General features: G+C 70.0%; 19 protein-coding genes and 2 pseudogenes. 12 read left to right on the top strand and 9 right to left on the bottom strand.

Annotated elements, in window-relative coordinates; genetic code table 11:
• Nucleotides 1-2 precede the first annotated feature (2 nt).
• Nucleotides 3-1,508 carry a cytochrome ubiquinol oxidase subunit I gene (locus ACTVZO_RS21780; protein WP_443299977.1) on the bottom strand — a complete coding sequence of 502 codons (1,506 nt, stop codon included), beginning with the start codon at nt 1,506-1,508 and terminating at the stop codon, nt 3-5.
• Nucleotides 1,509-1,697: 189 nt separating this feature from the next.
• Here ACTVZO_RS21780 and ACTVZO_RS21775 point away from each other — a divergent pair, with 189 nt between their 5' ends.
• Nucleotides 1,698-2,066, top strand: coding sequence for a cyclophilin-like fold protein (locus ACTVZO_RS21775; RefSeq protein WP_443299976.1), 369 nt, complete (start codon nt 1,698-1,700; stop codon nt 2,064-2,066).
• Nucleotides 2,067-2,072: 6 nt separating this feature from the next.
• Here ACTVZO_RS21775 and hisC read toward each other — a convergent pair whose 3' ends face one another.
• Nucleotides 2,073-3,152, bottom strand: coding sequence for a histidinol-phosphate transaminase (gene hisC / locus ACTVZO_RS21770; RefSeq protein WP_443299975.1), 1,080 nt, complete (start codon nt 3,150-3,152; stop codon nt 2,073-2,075).
• A gap of 361 nt (nt 3,153-3,513) precedes the next feature.
• Here hisC and ACTVZO_RS21765 point away from each other — a divergent pair, with 361 nt between their 5' ends.
• The 3 genes from ACTVZO_RS21765 to ACTVZO_RS21755 all read left to right on the top strand — a co-directional run bounded on the left by ACTVZO_RS21765 (nt 3,514) and on the right by ACTVZO_RS21755 (nt 7,056).
• Nucleotides 3,514-4,629 carry a LacI family DNA-binding transcriptional regulator gene (locus ACTVZO_RS21765; RefSeq protein ID WP_443299974.1) on the top strand — a complete coding sequence of 372 codons (1,116 nt, stop codon included), beginning with the start codon at nt 3,514-3,516 and terminating at the stop codon, nt 4,627-4,629.
• Nucleotides 4,630-4,861: 232 nt separating this feature from the next.
• On the top strand, nt 4,862-6,097 hold the full coding sequence (locus ACTVZO_RS21760; RefSeq protein ID WP_443299973.1) for a metallophosphoesterase: 1,236 nt from the start codon (nt 4,862-4,864) through the stop codon (nt 6,095-6,097).
• A 149-nt stretch (nt 6,098-6,246) separates the two neighbouring features.
• Nucleotides 6,247-7,056 carry a hypothetical protein gene (locus tag ACTVZO_RS21755; protein ID WP_443299972.1) on the top strand — a complete coding sequence of 270 codons (810 nt, stop codon included), beginning with the start codon at nt 6,247-6,249 and terminating at the stop codon, nt 7,054-7,056.
• Nucleotides 7,057-7,197: 141 nt separating this feature from the next.
• Here ACTVZO_RS21755 and thiC read toward each other — a convergent pair whose 3' ends face one another.
• Nucleotides 7,198-8,985: a phosphomethylpyrimidine synthase ThiC gene (gene thiC / locus ACTVZO_RS21750; RefSeq protein ID WP_443299971.1), complete on the bottom strand. Its 1,788-nt coding sequence runs from the start codon at nt 8,983-8,985 to the stop codon at nt 7,198-7,200.
• A gap of 211 nt (nt 8,986-9,196) precedes the next feature.
• Between thiC and ACTVZO_RS21745 the strand changes: the two genes are divergently transcribed.
• Nucleotides 9,197-10,576 (top strand): YibE/F family protein, encoded by a 1,380-nt coding sequence (locus ACTVZO_RS21745; RefSeq protein WP_443299970.1) that lies wholly within the window; start codon nt 9,197-9,199, stop codon nt 10,574-10,576.
• A 15-nt stretch (nt 10,577-10,591) separates the two neighbouring features.
• Here ACTVZO_RS21745 and ACTVZO_RS21740 read toward each other — a convergent pair whose 3' ends face one another.
• From ACTVZO_RS21740 to ACTVZO_RS21725, 4 genes and pseudogenes are all read right to left on the bottom strand, one after another.
• On the bottom strand, nt 10,592-11,041 hold the full coding sequence (locus ACTVZO_RS21740; RefSeq protein WP_443299969.1) for an SsgA family sporulation/cell division regulator: 450 nt from the start codon (nt 11,039-11,041) through the stop codon (nt 10,592-10,594).
• 96 nt (nt 11,042-11,137) lie between these two features.
• Nucleotides 11,138-11,909 (bottom strand): annotated as a pseudogene (locus tag ACTVZO_RS21735) (IclR family transcriptional regulator).
• Nucleotides 11,910-12,165: 256 nt separating this feature from the next.
• A complete protein-coding gene (locus ACTVZO_RS21730; RefSeq protein WP_384226790.1) occupies nt 12,166-12,396 on the bottom strand; it encodes a DUF5326 family protein in 231 nt (76 codons plus the stop codon).
• A 153-nt stretch (nt 12,397-12,549) separates the two neighbouring features.
• Nucleotides 12,550-12,867 (bottom strand): cupin domain-containing protein, encoded by a 318-nt coding sequence (locus ACTVZO_RS21725; RefSeq protein ID WP_443299968.1) that lies wholly within the window; start codon nt 12,865-12,867, stop codon nt 12,550-12,552.
• An 89-nt stretch (nt 12,868-12,956) separates the two neighbouring features.
• Between ACTVZO_RS21725 and ACTVZO_RS21720 the strand changes: the two genes are divergently transcribed.
• The 4 genes from ACTVZO_RS21720 to ACTVZO_RS21705 all read left to right on the top strand — a co-directional run bounded on the left by ACTVZO_RS21720 (nt 12,957) and on the right by ACTVZO_RS21705 (nt 16,205).
• Nucleotides 12,957-13,337 (top strand): phage holin family protein, encoded by a 381-nt coding sequence (locus tag ACTVZO_RS21720; RefSeq protein ID WP_443299967.1) that lies wholly within the window; start codon nt 12,957-12,959, stop codon nt 13,335-13,337.
• 86 nt (nt 13,338-13,423) lie between these two features.
• Nucleotides 13,424-14,578: a cystathionine gamma-lyase gene (locus ACTVZO_RS21715; protein WP_443299966.1), complete on the top strand. Its 1,155-nt coding sequence runs from the start codon at nt 13,424-13,426 to the stop codon at nt 14,576-14,578.
• Between the two features lie 182 nt (nt 14,579-14,760).
• On the top strand, nt 14,761-15,666 hold the full coding sequence (locus ACTVZO_RS21710) for a LysR family transcriptional regulator (RefSeq protein WP_443299965.1): 906 nt from the start codon (nt 14,761-14,763) through the stop codon (nt 15,664-15,666).
• Between the two features lie 59 nt (nt 15,667-15,725).
• The gene (locus tag ACTVZO_RS21705) at nt 15,726-16,205 is read left to right on the top strand and encodes an NUDIX domain-containing protein (RefSeq protein WP_384226778.1); all 480 of its coding nucleotides are present in this window, start codon (nt 15,726-15,728) and stop codon (nt 16,203-16,205) included.
• A gap of 36 nt (nt 16,206-16,241) precedes the next feature.
• On the opposite strand, the gene ACTVZO_RS21700 is transcribed toward ACTVZO_RS21705, so the two are convergent.
• Both ACTVZO_RS21700 and ACTVZO_RS21695 read right to left on the bottom strand, forming a co-directional pair.
• Nucleotides 16,242-17,429, bottom strand: coding sequence for a globin domain-containing protein (locus tag ACTVZO_RS21700; RefSeq protein WP_443299964.1), 1,188 nt, complete (start codon nt 17,427-17,429; stop codon nt 16,242-16,244).
• A gap of 141 nt (nt 17,430-17,570) precedes the next feature.
• Entirely contained in the window at nt 17,571-18,221 is a 651-nt protein-coding gene (locus ACTVZO_RS21695) for an HAD family hydrolase (RefSeq protein ID WP_443299963.1), read from the bottom strand.
• Nucleotides 18,222-18,420: 199 nt separating this feature from the next.
• Between ACTVZO_RS21695 and ACTVZO_RS21690 the strand changes: the two genes are divergently transcribed.
• The 3 genes and pseudogenes from ACTVZO_RS21690 (at nt 18,421) to ACTVZO_RS21680 (ending at nt 21,019) form a co-directional block, all read left to right on the top strand.
• Nucleotides 18,421-19,308: a GNAT family N-acetyltransferase gene (locus ACTVZO_RS21690; RefSeq protein WP_443299962.1), complete on the top strand. Its 888-nt coding sequence runs from the start codon at nt 18,421-18,423 to the stop codon at nt 19,306-19,308.
• Nucleotides 19,309-19,325: 17 nt separating this feature from the next.
• On the top strand, nt 19,326-19,787 hold the full coding sequence (locus ACTVZO_RS21685) for a GNAT family N-acetyltransferase (protein WP_443299961.1): 462 nt from the start codon (nt 19,326-19,328) through the stop codon (nt 19,785-19,787).
• A 56-nt stretch (nt 19,788-19,843) separates the two neighbouring features.
• Nucleotides 19,844-21,019 (top strand): annotated as a pseudogene (locus ACTVZO_RS21680) (winged helix DNA-binding domain-containing protein).
• Nucleotides 21,020-21,025: the final 6 nt, after the last annotated feature.

Here is a 21,025-nt window from a genome sequence, read left to right as displayed (position 1 = left end):
CCTCAGTACGAGAAGGCCATCGGCCGGTCGGGGTTCTTGTCGTCCCCGCCGATCTTGGTGGGCGGGTTAAGGTCGGCCTCGGTGAGCTCCGGGGGGCCGAGCTTGACGTACTTCACCAGCAGCTTGACCTCGATCACGGCGAGCACCGCGTAGAGGGCAGTGAAGCCGATCATGGATGTGAGGACCTCGCCCTGGGACACGCCGGGCGAGACGGCGTCACTGGTGCGCAGGACTCCGTAGACCACCCAGGGCTGGCGGCCCATCTCGGTGAAGATCCAGCCCCAGGAGCTGGCGATGAGCGGGAAGCCCATGGTCCAGAGCGCGACGATCCAGTACAGCCGTCCCCACTTGGGGCTCAGCGCCTTCTTGAAGAGGACCAGGTGGGGGACCTCGTCCTCAGAGGTCCGCAGCCCCGGCGGCAGCATGAACTTCTTGCGGGTCAGCCACAGACCCAGCACGCCCACGCCGAGCGAGGCCATGCCGAAGCCGATCATCCAGCGGAAGCCCCAGTAGGCGACGGGAATGTTGGGCCGGTAGTCGCCGGGCCCGAACTTCTCCTGCTCGGCCTTGTTGACGTCGTTGATGCCGGGGACGAAGGAGGTGAAGTCGTCGTTGGCCAGGAAGGACAGCAGGCCGGGGATCTCTATCGCGACCTTGTTGTGGCCCTTGTCGACATCGCCGTAGGCGAAGATCGAGAAGGGTGCCGGGGCCTCGCCGTCCCAGAGCGCCTCGGCCGCGGCCATCTTCATCGGCTGCTGCTTGAACATGACCTTGCCGAGCAGGTCGCCGCTGATGGCGGTGCCGAGTCCGGCGATGATCAGGGTGACCAGGCCGAGCCGCAGCGAGGTCCGCATCACGGGGATGTGCTTCTTGCGCGCCAGGTGGAAGGCGGCGATGCCGACCATGAAGGCGCCGCCGACCAGGAACGCGGCCGTAATGGTGTGGAAGAACTGGGTGAGCGCGGTGTTCTGGGTGAGGACGAGCCAGAAGTCGGTGAGTTCCGCGCGGCCGCGTTCCTCGTTGATGCGGTAGCCGACGGGGTGCTGCATCCAGGAGTTGGCGGCCAGGATGAAGTAGGCGGACAGGATGGTGCCGATGGAGACCATCCAGATGCAGGCCAGGTGGATCCTCTTCGGCAGTTTGTCCCAGCCGAAGATCCACAGGCCGATGAAGGTCGACTCGAAGAAGAAGGCGATCAGCGCCTCGAAGGCCAGCGGGGCCCCGAAGATGTCACCGACGAACCGCGAGTAGTCGGACCAGTTCATTCCGAACTGGAACTCCTGGACGATGCCGGTGACGACACCCATCGCGATATTGATCAAGAAGAGCTTTCCCCAGAACTTCGTGGCCCTGAGGTACTTCTCCTTCCCGGAACGCACCCATGCGGTCTGCAGGCCGGCCGTCAGCGCGGCGAGCGAGATCGTCAGGGGCACGAAGAGGAAGTGATAGACGGTGGTAATACCGAACTGCCATCGCGCCAGTGTCTCGGGCGCCAAAGCCAGGTCCACGTCGTCATCTCCTTCGGTTCGCCGTGGCACAGCCGCAGTCTGCCTGTTGTGTCCCACTCAAACCGGGAGGAAGCGGGACACGCTTGTGAACGCGTTCACATTCACAAGCATTATGTCGCACCGGCATTCGGGCCCTTCGGGCGGGGTCCCCTCTAGCCAACAGTTTCAACAGATTGTTGAATGCGGCTCATGAAGATTCGAATCTCCTGGCCTGCGGGCCAGCTCACCGCGACCCTCGACGAGACCCCGACCGGCAAGGCGCTGGCCGAAGCCCTTCCGATCTCCGCCTCCGCGAACACCTGGGGCGAGGAGGTCTACTTCGACACCGGCGTCTCCGTGGCGCTCGAGCACGACGCCCGGCAGGTCGTCGAGCCCGGCACGGTCGCCTTCTGGACCGAGGGGGACGCACTCGCCCTGCCCTACGGCCCCACTCCCATCTCGCGCGGAGGCGAGAGCCGCCTGGCGAGCCCGTGCAACGTGCTCGGCTCCTTCGACGGCGACCCCCGCCTGCTGTCCACCGTCCGCGACGGTGATCCCATCCGCGTGGAACTGGCCTGACCCGGCCTACAGCTCCTTGAAGAAGGCCTCCGCCGTGTGCAGGAAGAGGTCGTTCGCCTCGGTCTCACCGATCGTGACCCGCAGGCCCTCACCCGCGAAGGGCCGGACCACCACACCGGCCTTCTCGCAGGCAGCCGCGAAGTCGGCGGTCCTCTCCCCCAGCCGCATCCACACGAAGTTCGCCTGGGTGTCCGGCACGGTCCAGCCCTGCGCGAGCAGCGTGTCGTGGACCCGCTTGCGCTCGCCCACCAGCGCCCCTACCCGGCCCATCAGCTCGTCCTCGGCGCGCAGCGAGGCCACCGCCGCGTCCTGGGCGAGCTGGCTGACGCCGAAGGGCACCGCCGTCTTGCGCAGCGCCGCGGCCACCGGCTCGTGCGCCACCGCGAAGCCGACGCGCAGGCCGGCGAGCCCGTACGCCTTGGAGAACGTACGCAGCACGGCGACGTTCGGGCGGTCGCGGTACAGCTCGATGCCGTCCGGCACGTCGGTGTCGCGCACGAACTCGCGGTAGGCCTCGTCGAGCACCACCAGGATGTCCGAGGGCACCCGGTCCAGGAAGCGCTCCAGCTCGGCACGGCGCACGGCGGTGCCGGTGGGGTTGTTGGGGTTGCAGACGAAGATCAGCCGGGTCCGCTCGGTGATCGCGTCGGCCATCGCGTCCAGGTCGTGCACGTCGCCCTCGGTCAGCGGCACCTGCACCGAGGTCGCACCCGAGATCTGCGTGATGATCGGGTACGCCTCGAAGGAGCGCCAGGCGTACATGACCTCGTCGCCCGGGCCGGCCGTCGACTGGATCAGCGACTGGGCCACACCCACCGAGCCGGTGCCGGTGGCGACGTGCTCGACCGGCACCCCGAACCGCTCCGCGATCTCGTTCACCAGGCCGGTGCAGGCCATGTCCGGGTACCGGTTGAAGTTTCCGGCCGCCGCGACCGCGCTCTCCAGCACCCCGGTCAGCGGCGGGTACGGATTCTCGTTCGAGGACAGCTTGTACGCGACGGACCCGCCCGCAGCCGCCGGCTTGCCCGGCTTGTACGTGGGAATGCCGTCAAGCTCGGCACGCAGCTTCGGGCTCTTCTCGCTCACCGCAGGTCCTCCTCGACCATCCCGTCCGACGTCGCCGTCGACTCAATACTGCTCACCTTATGAGGATTCCGCTCTCCCGAGAATGGGGGCGCCTGGAATGCGGGGGAGCGCGCGCATATATGCGCGCGCTGGTGGCCTGCGCCGTGGCGCGCGTCCCTCGTGCAGGTGAGTTGAGACCGGCCCGGAGGCACCCCGTTTTGGCATGCCCGTGGCCGCCGACAAGCGCCACCACAGAGTTCAGGGATCAAAAACCTTCAGTTCCAAGGTCATTGGGGGTGGCGAACCGTGCAGAAACGTGCCTGTCAACGCGTGCATATGCACACGGACCACCCACCCCACCGAGCCCTACTATCGGCTCGCCATGACAGCAGCAGGGAAGCATCAGGTGAGCCGGACCGAGACCACCCGGCGGGCCGCCGGCCGACAGGGCCGGGCAGGCATCAGGGACGTGGCCGCCGCGGCGGGCGTCTCCATCACAACCGTCTCCGACGCGCTCAATGGCAAGGGGCGGCTGCCGGACGCCACCCGCCGCCACGTTCGCGAGGTGGCCGACAGGCTGGGCTACCGCCCGTCCGCCGCCGCCCGCACCCTCCGTACCGGCAAGTCGGGCCTCATCGGCCTGACCGTGACGACGTACGGGGATGAACCTTTCACCTTCACCGAATTCGCCTACTTCGCCGAGATGGCCAGGGCCGCCACCTCCGCCGCGCTCGCCCGCGGCTACGCCCTCGTCATCCTCCCCGCCACCTCCCGACACGACGTGTGGTCCAACGTCGCCCTCGACGGCACCGTCGTCATCGACCCCTCCGACCACGATCCCGTCGTCAGCGAACTGGTCCGCCAGGGCCTGCCCGTGGTCTCCGACGGCCGCCCGGCAGGCTCCCTCCCCGTCACCGCCTGGGTCGACAACGACCACGAGGCCGCCGTACTCAACCTGCTCGACCACCTCGCCGCCGCCGGCGCCCGCAGAATCGGGCTGCTGACCGGCACCACCACCGACACCTACACCCGGCTCTCCACCACCGCGTACCTCAACTGGTGCGAGCGCGTCGGCCAGGACCCCGTCTACGAGTCCTACCCCGCCCACGACCCCTGCGCGGGCGCCGTGGCCGCCGACCGGCTCCTCGCCCGCCCCGACCGCCCCGACGCCGTGTACGGGCTCTTCGACCCCAACGGCACCGACCTGCTCGCCGCCGCCCGGCGCTACGGCCTGCGCGTCCCGGAGGACCTGCTGCTCGTGTGCTGCAGCGAGTCCACCGTGTACGCCAACACCGAACCGCCCATCACCACCCTCTCCCTCAAACCGCGCCGCATCGGCACCGCCGTGGTGCAGCTGCTCATCGACGCGATCGAGGGCGTGGACACCGGACGCCCCGTCGAACAGGTCGTCCCGACCGAACTCATCATCCGCACCTCGTCGCAGCGCAGGCAGCCCCGAACGACCGTCAGCCCGCCCCGCTCGCCGGCGCAGGACTGACCCGCTCCACCCCTGCTTGGACGGGACCTTTGGCACTGTCCGGGATTTCAGGAACACAGATACCGGGATAAACCGGTAGGAACGATCGGCTCCGGACAGGATTCACCACCCCTGGTGCGTCACACAGCGCGAGCCGCATTCCTATGATGGGCGCACGACATCACGGACCCTCCTCCCTGGAGGTCAGGAGGGTCCGCAGGTGTACGGCAGCGCGACGGTGGTGGAGGGGTCGATGACTCAGGGGGCCGGTCAGGGACCCGCGATGCGGACGGAAACGCTGCGGGACTTCCGGGTGCCGGTCACCGAACCCGCTCCGTACGCCGTATCCGCCGGGCTGCCCGATGAAGCCCCCGTCTACGGCGAGTACCCGGCGTACTACGAGGAGGGCACGCTGAGCGTGCCCCCGCAGCCGGGCTACGCGCCGCACCCGGCCACCCCGCACGCCGCACCGCCCGTCGCGCACCACACGGCGTACGCGGCACACGAGGTGCCCGAGGTCACGGAGCCGGCGCCCGAGGACGACGAGTTCGCCGGCTACACCCCGACCCACCGCGACCTGCCCGTCATCGGGCGCGGTGCGCTCGGCGGCCCCGGCGACACCGTGCAGGTCCAGTACGTGCCCCAGGACCCGGCAGCGGCCGGCCCCGGCCCGCTCTACGTCGTCGGCGACGTCCACGGCTACCTCGACGAACTCGTCACCGAACTCCACGCCCAGGGCCTCATCGACGCCGAGCGCCGCTGGTCCGCCGGCAACGCCCGGCTCTGGTTCCTCGGCGACTTCACCGACCGCGGCCCCGACGGCATCGGCGTGATCGACCTCGTCATGCGCCTGTCCGCCGAAGCGGCGGCCGCCGGCGGCTACTGCAAGGCGCTCATGGGCAACCACGAGCTGTTGCTGATCGGCGCCAAGCGGTTCGGCGACACCCCCGTCTCCTCCGGCGCCGGCACCGCCACCTTCCAGGCCGCCTGGCTGCTCAACGGCGGTCAGCGCACCGACATGGAACGCCTGCAGGACGTACACCTCCAGTGGATGTCCCGGCTGGACGCGGCCGTCCTGGAGGAAGGGCACCTGCTCCTGCACTCCGACACCACGGCCTACCTGGACTACGGCGACTCGATCGAGGACGTCAACGACACCATCCACGAGCTGCTCAACCGCAACGACGCCGACATCACCTGGGACCTCTTCCGCAAGTTCACCAAGCGGTTCGCCTTCCGCGACGAGGAGACCGGGCCCGGAGCCGTACGCGAACTGCTCGGCACCTACGGGGGCAGCCGCGTCGTGCACGGGCACAGTCCGATCCCCTACCTGCTCGGCGAGGTGGGCACCGAGGACGGTGACGAGTCCCGCGGACCGGAGGCCGTGGACGGCCCCCACGTGTACGCGGACGGGCTCGCCATCGCGATGGACGGCGGCGTCACGATGGCGGGCAAGCTGCTCGTCGTGCAACTTCCCTTGAGTGACTGAGGCTTGTCACGCTGGGGGTATTTCTGCAAAGCCCCTGTCAACCTGCGGTGTGGGCGCTCTACCATCGCTCTATCCGTAGCAGGCTCTCCTCCGTTTGTGCCGGCGCCCGGGTCTACGCGGGCAAACCGGCCTCCACGGAGCATCGGGGGATGCACATGACCAGCGCTCCGCACCTGCTGACCGAAGACCGACCGGAGTTCGATCGGCTCCTCGACGAGGCGCTGCGCACCGCACGTGAACGGCCCGAGCTCGCCGCGATCGGCGAACGTCTGAATACCGAACAGCTGCGCACCATGGCCCTGGGGGCCAGCGCCCTCCTGACCGCGGCAGCCGCCACCGAGTACGACCACTACGTGAAGGTCCGCGAGGAGCGGCGCGACGAGGTCCTCTCCACTCCCGGGACGACCGGGGAGGAAGCCGAAGGGCAGGGCGGCGCGGGCCTCGGCGCGGTGATCGCCGTCCTCGCCCCCGTCCTCGCGGGCACCGCCATGCTGATCTTCCTGCTGGTGGGCTACATCCTGAAGCTGATCGAACCCGAACCGGCCTTCGCCGACACCATGCTGGCGGCGGGCTCGTTCTTCGGCGTGCTCACCGTCGCCTCCCTGGTCTTCGCCGTGATCGGCCTGCTGGTGACGGCCGTGCGCAACGGCGCGACCGAGGTCGCCGCGGACGGGTCCGAGGCGATACCGGACGAGGTCGCGCGGGCCCGCGAGGCCTGGCGGACCGCGCTTCTGGAGCGGGGGATCATGCCCTTCCTGCGGGAGGCACTGGCCGATCCGAGCGCGGGATCGGGCTTCCCGGCGGCCCCTCGCAGACGCGGCAGCCGGATGCCTCACCTGGGGTACACGGCTCCTGACTTCACCAGCCCGGGATCGCCCTCCGAGAGCCCCCGGCCCGGCTACACGGCGCCGGACTTCTCGAGTCCGGACTTCGGCGGTCCGGAGCACGAGCCGAAGTAGGCCCCGGCCGGTCCCGCCAGCCCCGCCCGGCTCCGCCCCGGCTCCGCCCGGCTCCGCCCCGGCGATGTTTCACGTGAAACGAGGGCGCCGCTCCACGGCCGGACCGGCCGTGGAGCGGCGCCCTCGCGCGTGAGCGCTGCGTCAGTCGGCCAGCGGCAGGTAGACGCGGCTGCCCGAGGCCGCGAACTCGGCGGACTTCTCCGCCATGCCCGCCTGGATCTCCTCGGCCTTCAGGTCGCCGCCGTGCTCGCGGCGGATGTCCTGCGAGATCTTCATCGAGCAGAACTTCGGGCCGCACATGGAGCAGAAGTGCGCGGTCTTGGCCGGCTCGGCGGGCAGGGTCTCGTCGTGGAACTCACGGGCCGTGTCGGGGTCGAGGGCCAGGTTGAACTGGTCCTCCCAGCGGAACTCGAAGCGGGCGTCCGACAGCGCGTCGTCCCACTCCTGGGCTCCGGGGTGCCCCTTGGCCAGGTCCGCGGCGTGCGCGGAGATCTTGTACGTGATGACGCCGGTCTTGACGTCGTCGCGGTTGGGCAGGCCCAGGTGCTCCTTGGGCGTGACGTAGCAGAGCATCGCGGTGCCCCACCAGGCGATCATCGCGGCGCCGATGCCCGAGGTGATGTGGTCGTACGCGGGCGCGACGTCCGTGGTCAGCGGGCCGAGCGTGTAGAACGGCGCCTCCTCGCAGATCTCCTGCTGGAGGTCGATGTTCTCCTTGATCTTGTGCATCGGGACGTGGCCCGGGCCCTCGATCATCGTCTGGACGTTGTGGCGCTTGGCGATCGTGTTCAGTTCGCCCAGCGTCTTCAGCTCGGCGAACTGGGCCGCGTCGTTGGCGTCCGCGATGGATCCGGGGCGCAGGCCGTCACCCAGCGAGTACGTGACGTCGTACGTCGCGAGGATCTCGCAGAGCTCCTCGAAGTTCGTGTAGAGGAAGTTCTCCTTGTGGTGCGCCAGGCACCAGGCGGCCATGATCGATCCGCCGCGGGAGACGATGCCGGTCTTGCGGCGGGCGGTCAGCGGCACGTAGGGCAGCAGCACGCCGGCGTGGACCGTCATGTAGTCGACGCCCTGCTCGGCCTGCTCGATGACCGTGTCCTTGTAGATCTCCCAGGTCAGGTCCTCGGCACGGCCGTCGACCTTCTCCAGCGCCTGGTAGAGCGGCACGGTGCCGATCGGGACGGGGGAGTTGCGCAGCACCCACTCGCGCGTGGTGTGGATGTTGCGGCCCGTCGAGAGGTCCATGACCGTGTCGGCGCCCCACTTGGTCGCCCAGGTCATCTTGTCGACCTCCTCCTCGATGGAGGAGGTGACCGCGGAGTTGCCGATGTTGGCGTTGACCTTCACCAGGAACCGCTTGCCGATGATCATCGGCTCGATCTCGGGGTGGTTCACGTTCGCCGGGAGCACCGCGCGACCTGCGGCGATCTCCTCGCGGACGACCTCGGGAGAGACGTTCTCGCGGATCGCGACGTACTCCATCTCCGGGGTGATCTCGCCCCGGCGGGCGTACGCGAGCTGTGTGACGGCGGCGCCGCCGCGGCCCCGGCGGGGCTGGCGCGGGCGGCCCGGGAAGACCGCGTCGAGGTTCTTGAGCCCGCCCCGCGGCGAGGTGTGCTTGATCCCGTCGTCCTCGGGGCGCACGGGACGTCCCGCGTACTCCTCGGTGTCCCCGCGGCTGATGATCCAGTTCTCGCGGACCGGCGCCAGGCCGCGGCGCACGTCGGTCTCGATCTGCGGGTCGGTGTACGGCCCGGACGTGTCGTAGAGCGTCACGTCCTTGCCGTTGGTGAGGTGGACCTGGCGGACCGGCACCCGGATGTCGGGGCGGGAGCCCGCCACGTAGCCCTTGTGCCAGCCCGGCTTGCGCTCGGTCTGGCCGTCGGTGTCCTGGCTGACGGCAGGCGTGCGTGCGTCCTGAATGGTCATGAGACCTATCTCCCTACGCCGGCATTACCCGGTAACAGGTTCGGCGGTCGACGCAGCCTCTTCCCGTACGCATCCGTGATGCTCGTACGGTGATCAGCGCCCTCTCAGCCCGGTGCTCCGAGCTCCCGCGTTGTGCAAAGGTGCCCCCACGCTAGCGTCATCTAGGGCGTGCTGAACAGTGGGCCCCCTCATCTCTTGCGATGATCTGCCAGTGACGACCTCGCCGCAGCCCCCCACCGAGCCCACGGATCCCAGTGGCCACACGAGCCATGCGCACTCGGGTTCCGGGCACTCCGCCGGTCACTCCCACAGCCATGGCCACGGCCCGGCGGCCCCCGTCTCGAAGCACCTGCGCAAGGTCATCGCGGCGGTGCTGATCCCGTTCGCCGCCGCCGTCTGCATCGGCATGGTGGTGCTCTGGCCGAGCGGCGCCCCCGCCCACGAGCGCACGGGCGTGGGCTTCGACCGCCAGACCCAGCAGGGCACCGTCGTCTCGCTCGAGCATGTCGACTGCAAATCCGTGAACGCCTCGCAGGTACCGACCACCGGGGAGGTCACCACTCCCGAGGGCCGCGAGGCGCAGGCGGCGCAGACCGGCGAGTGCAAGAAGGCCACCGTGCGGGTCGGCACCGGACCGGACCAGGGCCGTACCTTCGTGGAGATCGTCCAGCCGGGCGCACCACGGCAGCTGACGGACGGCCAGGAGGTAGTGGTCGCCTACGCGCCGGACGCCCCGCGCGATCTCCAGTACTCGGTGATCGACGTGAACCGCAAGTTCCCCATGGCGCTGCTGGCTGCCATCTTCGCCGTCGCGGTGGTCGTGGTGGGCCGGATGCGCGGGCTGTTCGCGCTGATCGCGCTGGTCATCAGCTTCGGCGTGCTGACCCTCTTCATCCTCCCGGCCATCCTGCAAGGGTCGAACCCGCTGCTCGTCGCCGTCATCGGGGCGAGCGCCATCATGCTCATCGCCCTGTACATGTGCCACGGACTGACGGCCCGCACCTCGGTCGCCGTCCTCGGCACGCTCGTCTCATTGCTGCTGATCGGGCTGCTGGGCTCGCTTTTCATCGACTGGGCGTTCCTCAGCGGCAACACCGACGACAACACGGGTCTGATCCACGGGCTCTACCCGGACATCGACATGAGCGGTTTGCTGCTCGCAGGCGTGATCATCGGATCGCTGGGCGTACTCGACGATGTGACGGTCACCCAGACGTCGGCGGTCTGGGAACTCCACCACGCGGACCCTTCGATGGGGCCGCGCTCCCTGTACCGGGCGGCCATCCGGATCGGCCGCGATCACATCGCGTCGGTGGTCAACACCCTGGTGCTGGCGTACGCGGGTGCCGCGCTTCCCCTGCTCCTGCTGTTCTCCATCGCGAACAGCAGCATGGGTTCGGTGGCGAACAGCGAGCTGGTCGCGGAGGAGATCGTACGGACTCTGGTGGGCTCGATCGGTCTCGTCGCCTCGGTGCCGGTGACGACGGCGCTGGCCGCCCTGGTCGTCTCGGCCGACCGGCCGGGGACCCCGGACACGGGATCGGCCTCGGGACCGGTCCGCGGCGGCCGGGGCCGGCGGCGCAAGCGCTGAATCGGTGGTGCCGGGTCAGCCCGCGTTCTGCTCGTTCTGCCGGGATTCGGCCAGGATCTTGCCGAGGGCCTCGTCGAGGTTCTCCTCGAAGTCGCCCAGGTTCCGCTCCTGACCGAGCGGTACGAGCCGGTCGGTGCGGTCGAGGAACGCGACGAGCGGCGCGGCGCCGGCGCGGAACAGAGCGCGGTCACCGCCGACCTGGAGGCGGATGTGGACATCGGACAGGTCCTCGGGATCGGTGGGGGCGATGTGCACATCGCCGTCACCGCACGGCTTGTTGATGCCGTCGAGGAGCAGTTCCCGGCCGAACGCCCAGGTCACGGGCGCGTCTCCGGGAAGGTGGAAGGTAAGGCGGACTGCGTAGGGATCACGAGCGTCGTACCGGAGTTCCACCGGGATCCGGAACGAGAGCTCCTCGGAAACGAGGAAGCTCATCATGACCTCTGCCTGTACCGACTCGCGCATTGCCTACCCCGCTGTAGTGGAAGTGGCCAGGAATGGCCCCCAGGGCCTTCTTGACAAGGGTGGTGGAAGCGCTAGCAGATCACAAGGAGTGAGTTTTCAGATACTGATAGAGAACGAGAGGGTGCTCAACAGCGCGCCTACTTCACTCCGTAGCCGATCGACTACACAGGGCAATCTTTCCTCTTGGTGCAAGGGTAGAGAAATCGCCATGGTCGCGGCGGCATCGCCCGCGGTAATGGGGATCGCGGCGCATACCGTGCCCAAGGCATATTCCTAGGCGTTCGGTTACAGGCTGCATCCGCTGCAAGGACCCGATCCGGTGTTCCAGTGACCTTTGGTCCGGCACCGTATAAGGGGTGATGGCCTCGACCGGATGCCGGTCGTAATAGTCCTTGCGCGTCTTCTCGTCGAGCTGGCCGAGCAGGCACTGCCCGATGGCGTGCGCGTGGCCGGTCGCGCGGAAATCGGCCCATTCCTCGCAGGCCGGGTTGGCCGGGGTGTCCGAGACGCCCACGACCTCGATCTCACCCTCGCGGAACATCGCGAAGTAGACGGGGGCCCCGACGGCGTCGCGGAAGTGCGCGAGCGAGTCGAGGATCATGCTGCGACGTTTCTGCTGGAGTCCGCCACCGGCCAGCCGACCGGCCGCGGCGCCCAGTACGAAGACTCCGCTCTCTCTGCGCAGATAGCCCTCGTGGGTCAGCGTGCGCAGCAGGTGGTACGCGGTGGGAAGCGGGAGCCCGGCCTCGCGCGCCAGCTGTTTCGCCGGAGCTCCCTCGCTATGCGCGCCCACCGCTTCGAGCAGCCTCAGCGCCCGCTGTACCGAACCGATGAGAGTCGGCACTCCGGCGTTGTGAACCGAAGACAAAGCTCACCCCCAGGCGTGGCGGCGGGCTGTGGGGGCCCGCCCTGCGGGGGCCACCCCCGCTTATGCCGTACTCCTGGGGGTGGTCGTGCTCGGCACTCACTTGGGATAGCGGCGGTTCAGAGCAGTAGTACCGGCAGTCGGTGCCCAGGGGACGGCACAGATTGCCACTGTATCCGCCGGTTCCTGTGCTGTGAGCGGTTTCGCCCGGCACGTTCCCCCGACTGGCCCAATCCGGACGTGTCCGGGCCGGCTCCGTCTACCACTCACCGGAGGAGGAGGACTTCGCGCCGCGGCCGCTGAACTTCTTCACCACGAACACCAGACCGCCGACGAGGCCCACGAAGAGGAGCAGCTTGAAGACGATCGAGATCAGCGCACCCAGGATGCTCGTGATCACACCACCGAAGACGAACAGCGCCAGCAGCGGGACCGCGACCCACTTGACCCACCAGGGCATGCCTGCGAATACCTCTCGGATGCCGTCCATGTCTGCGACCTCTTCCTCGTCTTCCTCGTCCGTGACTTCCTGCTCCCGATGCTAGGAGGCGGCGGACCCGGGCGGGGGCCCGCGAGCCCCCGGAGTCCCCTGATCCGCCCCCTAGGGGGCCCGGGGCCGCGACCCTCACCGGCGGGCAGCCGCTCAGCCCTCCGGCGGGGAGAACACCACCATCACCCGCAGGTCCTCGCTGATGTGGTGGAACTTGTGCGGCACCCCCGCCGGGACGTACACGACACTGCCGCGCGCCACGGTCGTCGTCTCCTCCCCGACCGTGATCGAGGCCCGGCCGCTCACGACGAAGTACACCTCGTCCTGACGGTGCGGCTGCTGCGGATCGCTCTGCCCGACGTCGAGCGCGTACAGCCCGACCGACATGTTCCGCTCGCGCACGAACTGCAGATAGGCGCCGTCGTTGGCGGCCCGCTCCGCTTCGAGTTCGTCAAGCCGGAAGGCTTTCATCGTTGTTGTGCCCCTTGTACTCGATCGTTCCCTCGCATCCGCTGATCTGCGGATGTCCCACCGGGATCTTCTCTGCCACGATCAGACACATGACGAATTTCGTAGTCAAGACGCTCGCCAACGCGGCGGCCCTGGCCGTCGCCATCTGGCTGCTCGCCGGCATCTCCCTCGACGACGGGAGCAGCCTGGGCCGCAGGACGATCACGCTGCTGCTCGTCGCCCTCGTTTTCGGCCTGGTCAACTTCATCGTCAAGCCCGTGGTGAAGCTGTTCTCGCTGCCCCTGTTCATCCTCACCCTCGGCCTGTTCACCCTGGTGGTGAACGCCCTGATGCTGCTGCTGACCTCGTGGCTGGCCAAGCAGCTGGACCTCAGTTTCCACGTCGACGGATTCTGGACCGCGGTCCTCGGCGGCCTGATCATCTCCATCGTCTCCTGGGCCGTGAACATGGTCCTGCCCGACAAGAACTGAACGGGCCGCACACGACCAGCCCCACCGGGCCCGGCAGTTCCGGGCCTGCTGGACGCCGTACGAGGGGCCGTGAAGGAGCACACCGCATGAACGAGGACACGTACGACACCGCCCGGGCCGGCGACGGCACCCGGGCCGTCCGGGCCGGGCTGCCCGAACCCGTCAAGAATGAGCCGACCCTGCCGGGACCGGTCTTCGCCGCCCACTTCCACCTCCCCGGCGACGTGGAAGGCCCGTACACCTACGGCCGCGACACCAATCCGACCTGGACCCTCCTGGAACGGGCCGTCGGAGAGCTGGAAGCCCCCGGCCAGGACGTGCACACCGTCGTCTTCGCCTCCGGCATGGCCGCGGTCTCCGCCGTCCTGCTCTCCCAGGCGCGCACGGGCGACACGGTGGTCCTGCCCGACGACGGCTACCAGGCGCTGCCCCTGCTGCGGGAGCAGCTCGAGGCCTACGGAATCCGCGTGCGCACCGCCCCGACCGGGGACGACGCCCAGCTCTCGGTGCTCGACGGGGCCCGGATGCTGTGGATCGAGACCCCCTCCAACCCCGGGCTCGACGTGTGCGACGTACGCCGCCTCGTGGAGGCGGCACATGCCGGCGGGACCCTGGTCGCCGTCGACAACACCCTGGCCACCCCGCTCGGCCAGCGACCGCTCGAGCTCGGCGCGGACTTCTCGGTCGCCAGCGGCACCAAGGGCCTGACCGGACACGGCGACGTGCTGCTCGGCTACGTCGTCTGCCGCGACCCGGAACTCGCGGCCCGGGTCCGGCAGTGGCGCAAGATCGTCGGTGCGATCCCCGGCCCGATGGAGGCCTGGCTCGCCCACCGCTCCCTGGCCACCATCCAACTGCGCGCGCAGCGCCAGTGGGCCAACGCGCTGGCCGTCGCCGAGGCCCTGGCCGACCGCGCCGACGTCACCGGGCTGCGCTACCCGGGCCTGGCCTCGGACCCGTCGCACAAGACGGCCGCCCGCCAGATGCGGGGCTTCGGGTCGGTGGTCTCCTTCACGCTGCCCGACCGCGCGCACGCCGAACGCTTCATGGCGGCCCTCCAGCTGGTGGAGGACGCGACGAGCTTCGGCGGGGTACGGTCCACCGCCGAGCGGCGCGGGCGGTGGGGCGGGGACGCCGTGCCGGAGGGGTTCATCCGCTTCTCGGCCGGCGCGGAGGACACGGAAGACCTGGTCGCGGACGTCCTGCGGGCCCTCGACCGCGCGGCCGGCATGGCCGGCTGAGGTCGGCGGGGCCCGTGGAACGGCGGTCCGAGCCTCCCCCCTCGTGGCTCGGACCGCCCTGGGTTCTGCCGGCGAAGAACCACGTGACAAGGCTAGTTGACTCTGCGTCAGAGTCCAATCACGGTAACGACAGGTGGCTATCGGCATATTTATAGTTGAAGCCCCCACCGAGAGGTGCCGCGATGGACCTGGCCCTGCTGCGCACCTTCGTCGCCGTCCACCGGGCGGGCTCCTTCACCCGGGCCGCCGCGCTCCTGGGGCTGTCCCAGCCCGCCGTCACCTCCCAGATCCGCACCCTCGAACGGCAGCTGGGCCGCCCTCTGTTCCACCGCCGGGCCCGCGGGGTCACGCCGACCGCCGTGGGCGACGAGCTCGCCCACAAGGCCGCGCCGCACCTCGACGCGCTGCTGCGGATCACCGAGGCCGAGCGGGAGGCAGCCGGGGCCTCGCGCACCCTGCACGTCGCCGGGCCTCCCGAGTTCCTGTGCCTGCGCGTGCTGCCCGCGCTCGCGTCCCTGGTCGGCCAGGGCCACACCCTGCGCGCCGCGCTCCAGACCGGCGCCGAGGAGACCCTGGACGGGCTCGCCGCCGGCCACCACGACCTCGTGGTCACCACGGCCCACCCCCGGGGCGGGCTCTTCACCGTCTCCGCCCTGTGGGACGAGGAGCTCGTGCTGGTCGCCGCGCCGTACTGGGCCGCCCTGGTCGGCACGGACCAGCTCCGCGAAGCGGGTCCCGCCGCCCTCACGGGCATTCCGTTCGTCGAGGTCCACGAGAGCCTGCCCCTGGTCACCCGCTACTGGGCCGCCGTCTTCGACAGCAGGCCCGACGCCGTTGACGCCGCCGCCACCGTGGTCGTGCCCGATCTGCGGGCCGTACTGGAATGCGTGCAGTCCGGTGCCGGGTTCGCCGTCCTGCCCCGCTACCTGTGCCAGGACGCCCTCGGCAGCGGCCGGATCGTGGCCCTCGCGGAGCCCCCCGTGCCCCCGCTGCGCACCTGGTTCCTCGTCGTACGGGCCGGCAGCCTGTCCCTGGCCCATCTCGCCCGCGCGCACGAGCGGCTGCTGCACGCCGCCGCACGCTGGTGAGCCCCGCTTTTCGGCCTCTGGCGCGTTTCAGAAGGGGAGCCGTGGGCCACTCTTCTCCCATGACCGAACGTCCCGTGGTCAAACGCACCGCCCGCGCGATCCTGCTCGACGGTGACGACCTGATCCTCATCAAGCGCACCAAGCCCGGCGTCGATCCCTACTGGCTCACCCCAGGCGGCGGAGTGGAGTCCTCGGACGCAACCGTCGTCGACGCCCTCCACCGGGAGGTCCACGAAGAACTCGGCGCGAAGATCACCGATGTAGTGCCCTGCTTCGTCGACACCGTCGAGCACATCGCCGACGGGGGAGTCACCGGCGTGAAGGTGCAGCACTTCTTCGTCTGCCACCTCGAATCCATGGACCCCAGCCAACGGCACGGCCCCGAGATCGACCAGCCCGAAGGCGAGTACGAGATCGTCCGCGTGCCCTTCAGCAGGGTGGGCATCGCCGCCGTCCATCTCGTCCCGCTGTCCCTGCGGCACTACCTCGACGGGAACATCGAGGGCGTACGCGCCATGCACGCCCCCGACCTGGGCTGAGCCCCCGGCCGGGACCGGCGGGCACGCCCGCCGGTCTCAGCCGGCCACGCCCACCAGCTCCTCCACCGCGTCGTGCCGGATCCGCTCGCCGGGGATGCCGATCCTCTTGAGCTCGTCGACCCCGCTGCGGATCATCGCGGGCGGCCCGGATATGAACGCGTCGTACGAACTCCACGGCCCGTTCTCGCCGACCGCCTGCGGCAGCTGCCCGGCGAGCCAGTCCCCGACCACCGGGCGCACCGACAGCCAGGGGTGCGAGCGCTGCAACCCGAGCAGCGTGTCCTTGTCGTACAGGTCGTGGTCGCTGCGGGCCCCGAAGAAGACCTCCACCGGCCGCCGCTCGCCGTGCTCGGCCACGTCCTCGATCAGCGCCTTGATCGGGGCGATCCCGGTCCCGCCGCCCAGGCACAGCATCCCGTTGTCCGTCGTGTGGTCCACGACCATCGACCCGGCCGGCGGCCCGAGGCGCAGGACGTCCCCCGGCCGGGCGTGGCGCACCAGCGCGTTGGATACCCAGCCCGCGGGGACGGCCTTGACGTGGAAGGACAGCAGGCCGTCGGCGCGCGGCGCCGAGGCGAAGGAGTAGTGCCGCCACACCCGGGGCCACCAGGGGGTCTCCACGCTGGTGTACTGGCCGGCCAGGAAGGCGTACGGCTGGTCGGGGCGGACGGTCAGCACGGCGATGTCGGATGTGCGCAGATCGTGCGAGACCACCTCCGCCTGCCACCACGGCGGGCGGCCGGCCTCGTCCTCGGCCGCCGCGTCGATCATGATCTGGGAGATCGCGGTGTAGGCGCGTACCCACGCCGCCTCGGTCTCCGGCCCCCAGGTCGCTTCCGCGTACCGGGCCAGCGCACCGATGAGGGCCTCGCCCACCACGGGATAGTGGCCCGCCATGGTGCCGTACTTGCGGTGGCCCGTGCCCAGCCGCCGCAGAAAGGGCGTGAGCACCTCGGGGTTGTCGATGTGCTCGGCCGCCGTCAGCAGGGCCTTCAGCAGCCGGTCGCGCTGAACGTCCATGGCGGCGGGGAACATGCCGCGCACTTCGGGGTGTCCGGTGAACACCAGGGCGTAGAAGTACGAGGTCACCTTGTCGGCGACGGGTGCGATCTCCGCGAGGGTCCGGCGGATGAGCACGGCATCCGGCGAGGGCTCGGCCGCACCCCCCTCGACGGGTATCCGGGCCGTCCCCCGTCTGGCCGATCTGGTGGGCGGAGCGTCCATGCGGTGCCTCGCTTCGAACATCTCGGTCGGTTGCACACGCCACGGTCTGTGAATCCGTGGTTCCGGGGTTTACAGCGTGCCAGCCGCTCCGGAGGCCTGCGGGGAAATGCGGGAAATCCGCGTTTCGAACCCACTTTCCTCTTAAGATGCCGCAACTTCCGGGCGTGGCATCCCTGCGAGCTGATATGCCTCCCGGAGGTCCCGGCCCTCGTAGACGTGCGTGGCACGCTCCGCCAGATACGGCCGCGCGTTGACCGCCACCGAGACCGGCACCACCTCGAAGAGCACCGCGTCGGTCATCGAGTCCCCGTAGGCGACGCAGTCACTCCGGCTCACCCCGAACCGCTCGCACAGCCGGTCCGCCACCGTGACCTTGCCCTCGGGCGTCAGGATCCCCGACACCTCCATGGGTCCCACGAACGGCACCTGCGGGTACAGGGAACCGTGGGCTGCGTGCGCCCCCCACTCCAGCAGCAGTTCCACGAAGAAGGACGGGGACAGGGAGATCACCGCGCAGTAGTCCCCGCGCTCCCGGATCTCCCGCCACACCTCCTGGATGCCCGCCAGCCACGGAGAACCGTCGAACGCCGCCCGGACGTGTGCGGGCGTCAGCTCCGACCACAGCGCGTGGGCGGCCACCGAGAACTCCTGCGGCCCGATCTCGAGCGTGCTGAACGCCCGCTCCAGTTCGGCGATCTCGGCGCTCAGTCCGAGCTGCCGGGAAATCTCGACCGGCGCCGCGGAGCCGAACATGAGGGTGCCGTCGAGGTCGAAGAGATGCAGAAGGGCCATAGCAATCGAGGCTAAAGGGTCTGCTTCACACACAGCAGCATGTTTCACGTGAAACATGCTGCTGTTTCACGTGAAACACCGATCGGCTTCACCGACGCACCTTCCGGCCGGTCCCGGGAGAAAGGGAGGGATGTTTCACGTGAAACATCCCTCCCAAATCCTCTGGACGGCTCCCGACCCCATGATCCAGTCTGAGTCGGTGACACCTCCACACCTCACCGAGCTGCCGATCCGAGCGCTGACCGCGGACGATCTCCGCCACTGCGCCGACCTCTCCGAAGACCGCGGCTGGCCCCGCGAGGACCACAAATGGGGGCTGCTCCTCGCCGCCGGAAACGGCTACGGAATAGACGCCCCGGACGGGCGGGGACTGGCCGCCGCCTGCGTCGTCACCGGCTACGGCGGCACCCGCGCCGAACCGGAACTCGCCGCCATCGGCATGGTCCTCGTCGCCGACCGATACGCCCGCCGGGGACTGGGCCGCCGCCTGATGACGCACATCTGCGACGACGTCCTCAAGGGCATCCCCCTCACCCTGCACGCGACGCCGTACGGACGCCCGCTCTACGAGGAGCTCGGCTTCGAGACCACCGGCCGCGCCGAGATGCTGAAGGGCGTCTTCCGCCCCGACACGGCGGCCGCGGCCGCCGCCGGCAGCACCGTCCGGCCCGCCACCGCCGAGGATCTGCCGCGGATCCTGCGGCTGGACACCGAGGTCTTCGGCACCGACCGGACCCACATCATCACCCGGCTCCCCGCCTTCACCGACCGGCTGCTCGTCGCCGAGGACCGGACCGGCGCCCTCACCGGCTACGCCGCGATCTGGCCCAACATGGAGACCCATGTCATCGGCCCGCTGATCGCCCGTGACACCGCCGGAGCCCAGGCCCTGGTCACCGCGCTCGCGGCCACCACCGACCGGCCGCTGCGCACCGACGTCGACGTCCGCCACGAGGAGCTCGTCTCCTGGCTCAAGGACCGCGGCCTCGGCTCCGTGGCCTTCAACGCCGTCATGACCCGGGACATCGCGGGTCTGCCCGGCGACTGGAGCCGCCGCTGGGCGCCGCTCACCGTGGCCGCCGGCTGAGAAGGGAACACCCCACCGTGACCGACGCCCCCGAACTGGCCATCCGTCCCGCCGCCGAGGCCGATCTGCCCGCCATCGTCGCCATGCTGGCCGACGACCCCCTCGGCGCCACCCGGGAATCGCCGGAGGACCTCACCCCCTACCTCTCGGCCTTCAAACGCCTGGCCGAGGACCCGAACCAGCACCTCGTCGTGGCCGTCCGTGCGGAACGCGTCGTGGGCACGCTGCAGCTGACGATCGTGCCGGGGCTGTCCCGCAAGGGCTCCACGCGCTCCATCATCGAGGGCGTCCGCGTCCACGCCGACGAGCGCGGAAGCGGCCTGGGCACCCGCTTCGTCGAATGGGCGATCGATAAGTCCCGTGCCGAGAACTGCGACATCGTCCAGCTCACCTCGGACGCCACCCGCACCGACGCCCACCGCTTCTACGAGCGGCTCGGCTTCGCCGCCTCCCACGTGGGGTTCAAACTCCAGCTCTGACGGCCGTGACCGCAGGCCGGGCCGCCGTGTCAGCGGCCCGGCCTACGATCGGGAGGATGAGCCCCAGCCTGCCCCTCGTCACCACCGCCGAGCGCCGCCACCGGCTCGGCCGACGCCACCGCCTGGCTCCCTCGACCCGTGCCGCCACTGTTCCCGAGGCCGCCGACGCGGTCGTCGCCCTGCACGCCACCGACGCCGCGACCGTCTTCCTCTCCACCCGAGCCCGGCTCACCACGGGCGGCTCGGACACCATCGAGCGGGGGCTCTACGAGGACGTGAGCCTCGTCCGCCTGCTGAGCATGCGCAACACGCTCTTCGCCGTCTCGACCGGCCTCGCCCCGCACGTAGACTCCTCCACCGCCCGCGCCATCGCCGCCAAGGAGCGCCGCAGCCTCCTCAAGCACCTCGACGAGGACGGGCAGGGGCTGGACGCCGCCTGGCTGGCCCTGGCCGAGGCCGCGGCCCTCGACGTCCTCGACAGCCACGGGCCCTGCACCGGCAGCCAGTTGTCCGCGGCCGTGCCGGCCCTGCGCCAAAAGATCACCATCAGCAGGGGCAAGAAGTACGAGACGGAGACGGGCGTCGCGACCCGGGTCATCCGTCTGCTGGCCGCCGACGGGCGGATCCGCCGCGACCGCCCGCGCGGCTCGTGGACCTCCAGCCAGTTCCGCTGGGTCCACACCGAACCCTGACCCCCCGTGCCCGCGGCCGAGGCCCGCGCCGAGATCGCCCGCCGCTGGCTGCACGCGTACGGGCCGGCCACCGAGGCCGACCTCAAGTGGTGGACCGGCTGGACCCTCGGCGACGTCCGCAAGGCCCTCGCGGCCGTGGGCCCCGACCAGGTGCGCCTGGAGGACGGGACCACCGCCCTCGTCAGACCCGGGGACACCGCGCCCGAACCCGCCCCGGAGCCCTGGGCCGCCCTGCTCCCCGGCCTCGACCCCAGCGGCATGGGCTGGGCCGACCGCGGCTTCCACCTCGACCCGGCCCACCGGCCCGCCCTCTTCGACTACGCCGGCAACATCGGCCCCACGGTGTGGTGGAACGGCGAGATCGTGGGCGGCTGGGCCCAGCGCGGCGACGGTGAGATCGTCTGGAGGCTGCTGACGGAGCCGGGCCGAGCGGCCGAGAAGGCGATCACCGCCGAGGCCGCCCGCCTCACCGCCTGGCTGGGCGAGGCTCGCGTCACCCCGCGCTTCCGCACCCCGCTGGAGCGCGAACTCACCGCCTGAGCCGGG

The sequence above is a fragment of the Streptomyces sp. IBSNAI002 genome, from assembly GCF_052244475.1.
Lineage (GTDB): Bacteria > Actinomycetota > Actinomycetes > Streptomycetales > Streptomycetaceae > Streptomyces.
The sequence above is the reverse complement of the archived record's forward strand: the minus strand, read 5'-3'. Positions and strand labels throughout refer to the sequence as shown.

What these genes read in the sequence shown, in the direction of transcription:
- ACTVZO_RS21775 (WP_443299976.1), top strand. Translation starts at nt 1,698, where the DNA reads ATGAAGATTCGAATCTCCTGGCCTGCGGGCCAGCTCACCGCGACCCTC.
- ACTVZO_RS21710 (WP_443299965.1), top strand. Translation starts at nt 14,761, where the DNA reads ATGGACCTGGCCCTGCTGCGCACCTTCGTCGCCGTCCACCGGGCGGGC.
- thiC (WP_443299971.1), bottom strand. Translation starts at nt 8,985, where the DNA reads ATGACCATTCAGGACGCACGCACGCCTGCCGTCAGCCAGGACACCGAC.
- ACTVZO_RS21740 (WP_443299969.1), bottom strand. Translation starts at nt 11,041, where the DNA reads ATGCGCGAGTCGGTACAGGCAGAGGTCATGATGAGCTTCCTCGTTTCC.
- ACTVZO_RS21705 (WP_384226778.1), top strand. Translation starts at nt 15,726, where the DNA reads ATGACCGAACGTCCCGTGGTCAAACGCACCGCCCGCGCGATCCTGCTC.
- ACTVZO_RS21715 (WP_443299966.1), top strand. Translation starts at nt 13,424, where the DNA reads ATGAACGAGGACACGTACGACACCGCCCGGGCCGGCGACGGCACCCGG.
- ACTVZO_RS21695 (WP_443299963.1), bottom strand. Translation starts at nt 18,221, where the DNA reads ATGGCCCTTCTGCATCTCTTCGACCTCGACGGCACCCTCATGTTCGGC.
- ACTVZO_RS21730 (WP_384226790.1), bottom strand. Translation starts at nt 12,396, where the DNA reads ATGGACGGCATCCGAGAGGTATTCGCAGGCATGCCCTGGTGGGTCAAG.
- ACTVZO_RS21725 (WP_443299968.1), bottom strand. Translation starts at nt 12,867, where the DNA reads ATGAAAGCCTTCCGGCTTGACGAACTCGAAGCGGAGCGGGCCGCCAAC.
- ACTVZO_RS21720 (WP_443299967.1), top strand. Translation starts at nt 12,957, where the DNA reads ATGACGAATTTCGTAGTCAAGACGCTCGCCAACGCGGCGGCCCTGGCC.
- ACTVZO_RS21760 (WP_443299973.1), top strand. Translation starts at nt 4,862, where the DNA reads ATGACTCAGGGGGCCGGTCAGGGACCCGCGATGCGGACGGAAACGCTG.
- ACTVZO_RS21765 (WP_443299974.1), top strand. Translation starts at nt 3,514, where the DNA reads ATGACAGCAGCAGGGAAGCATCAGGTGAGCCGGACCGAGACCACCCGG.
- ACTVZO_RS21700 (WP_443299964.1), bottom strand. Translation starts at nt 17,429, where the DNA reads ATGGACGCTCCGCCCACCAGATCGGCCAGACGGGGGACGGCCCGGATA.
- ACTVZO_RS21755 (WP_443299972.1), top strand. Translation starts at nt 6,247, where the DNA reads ATGCACATGACCAGCGCTCCGCACCTGCTGACCGAAGACCGACCGGAG.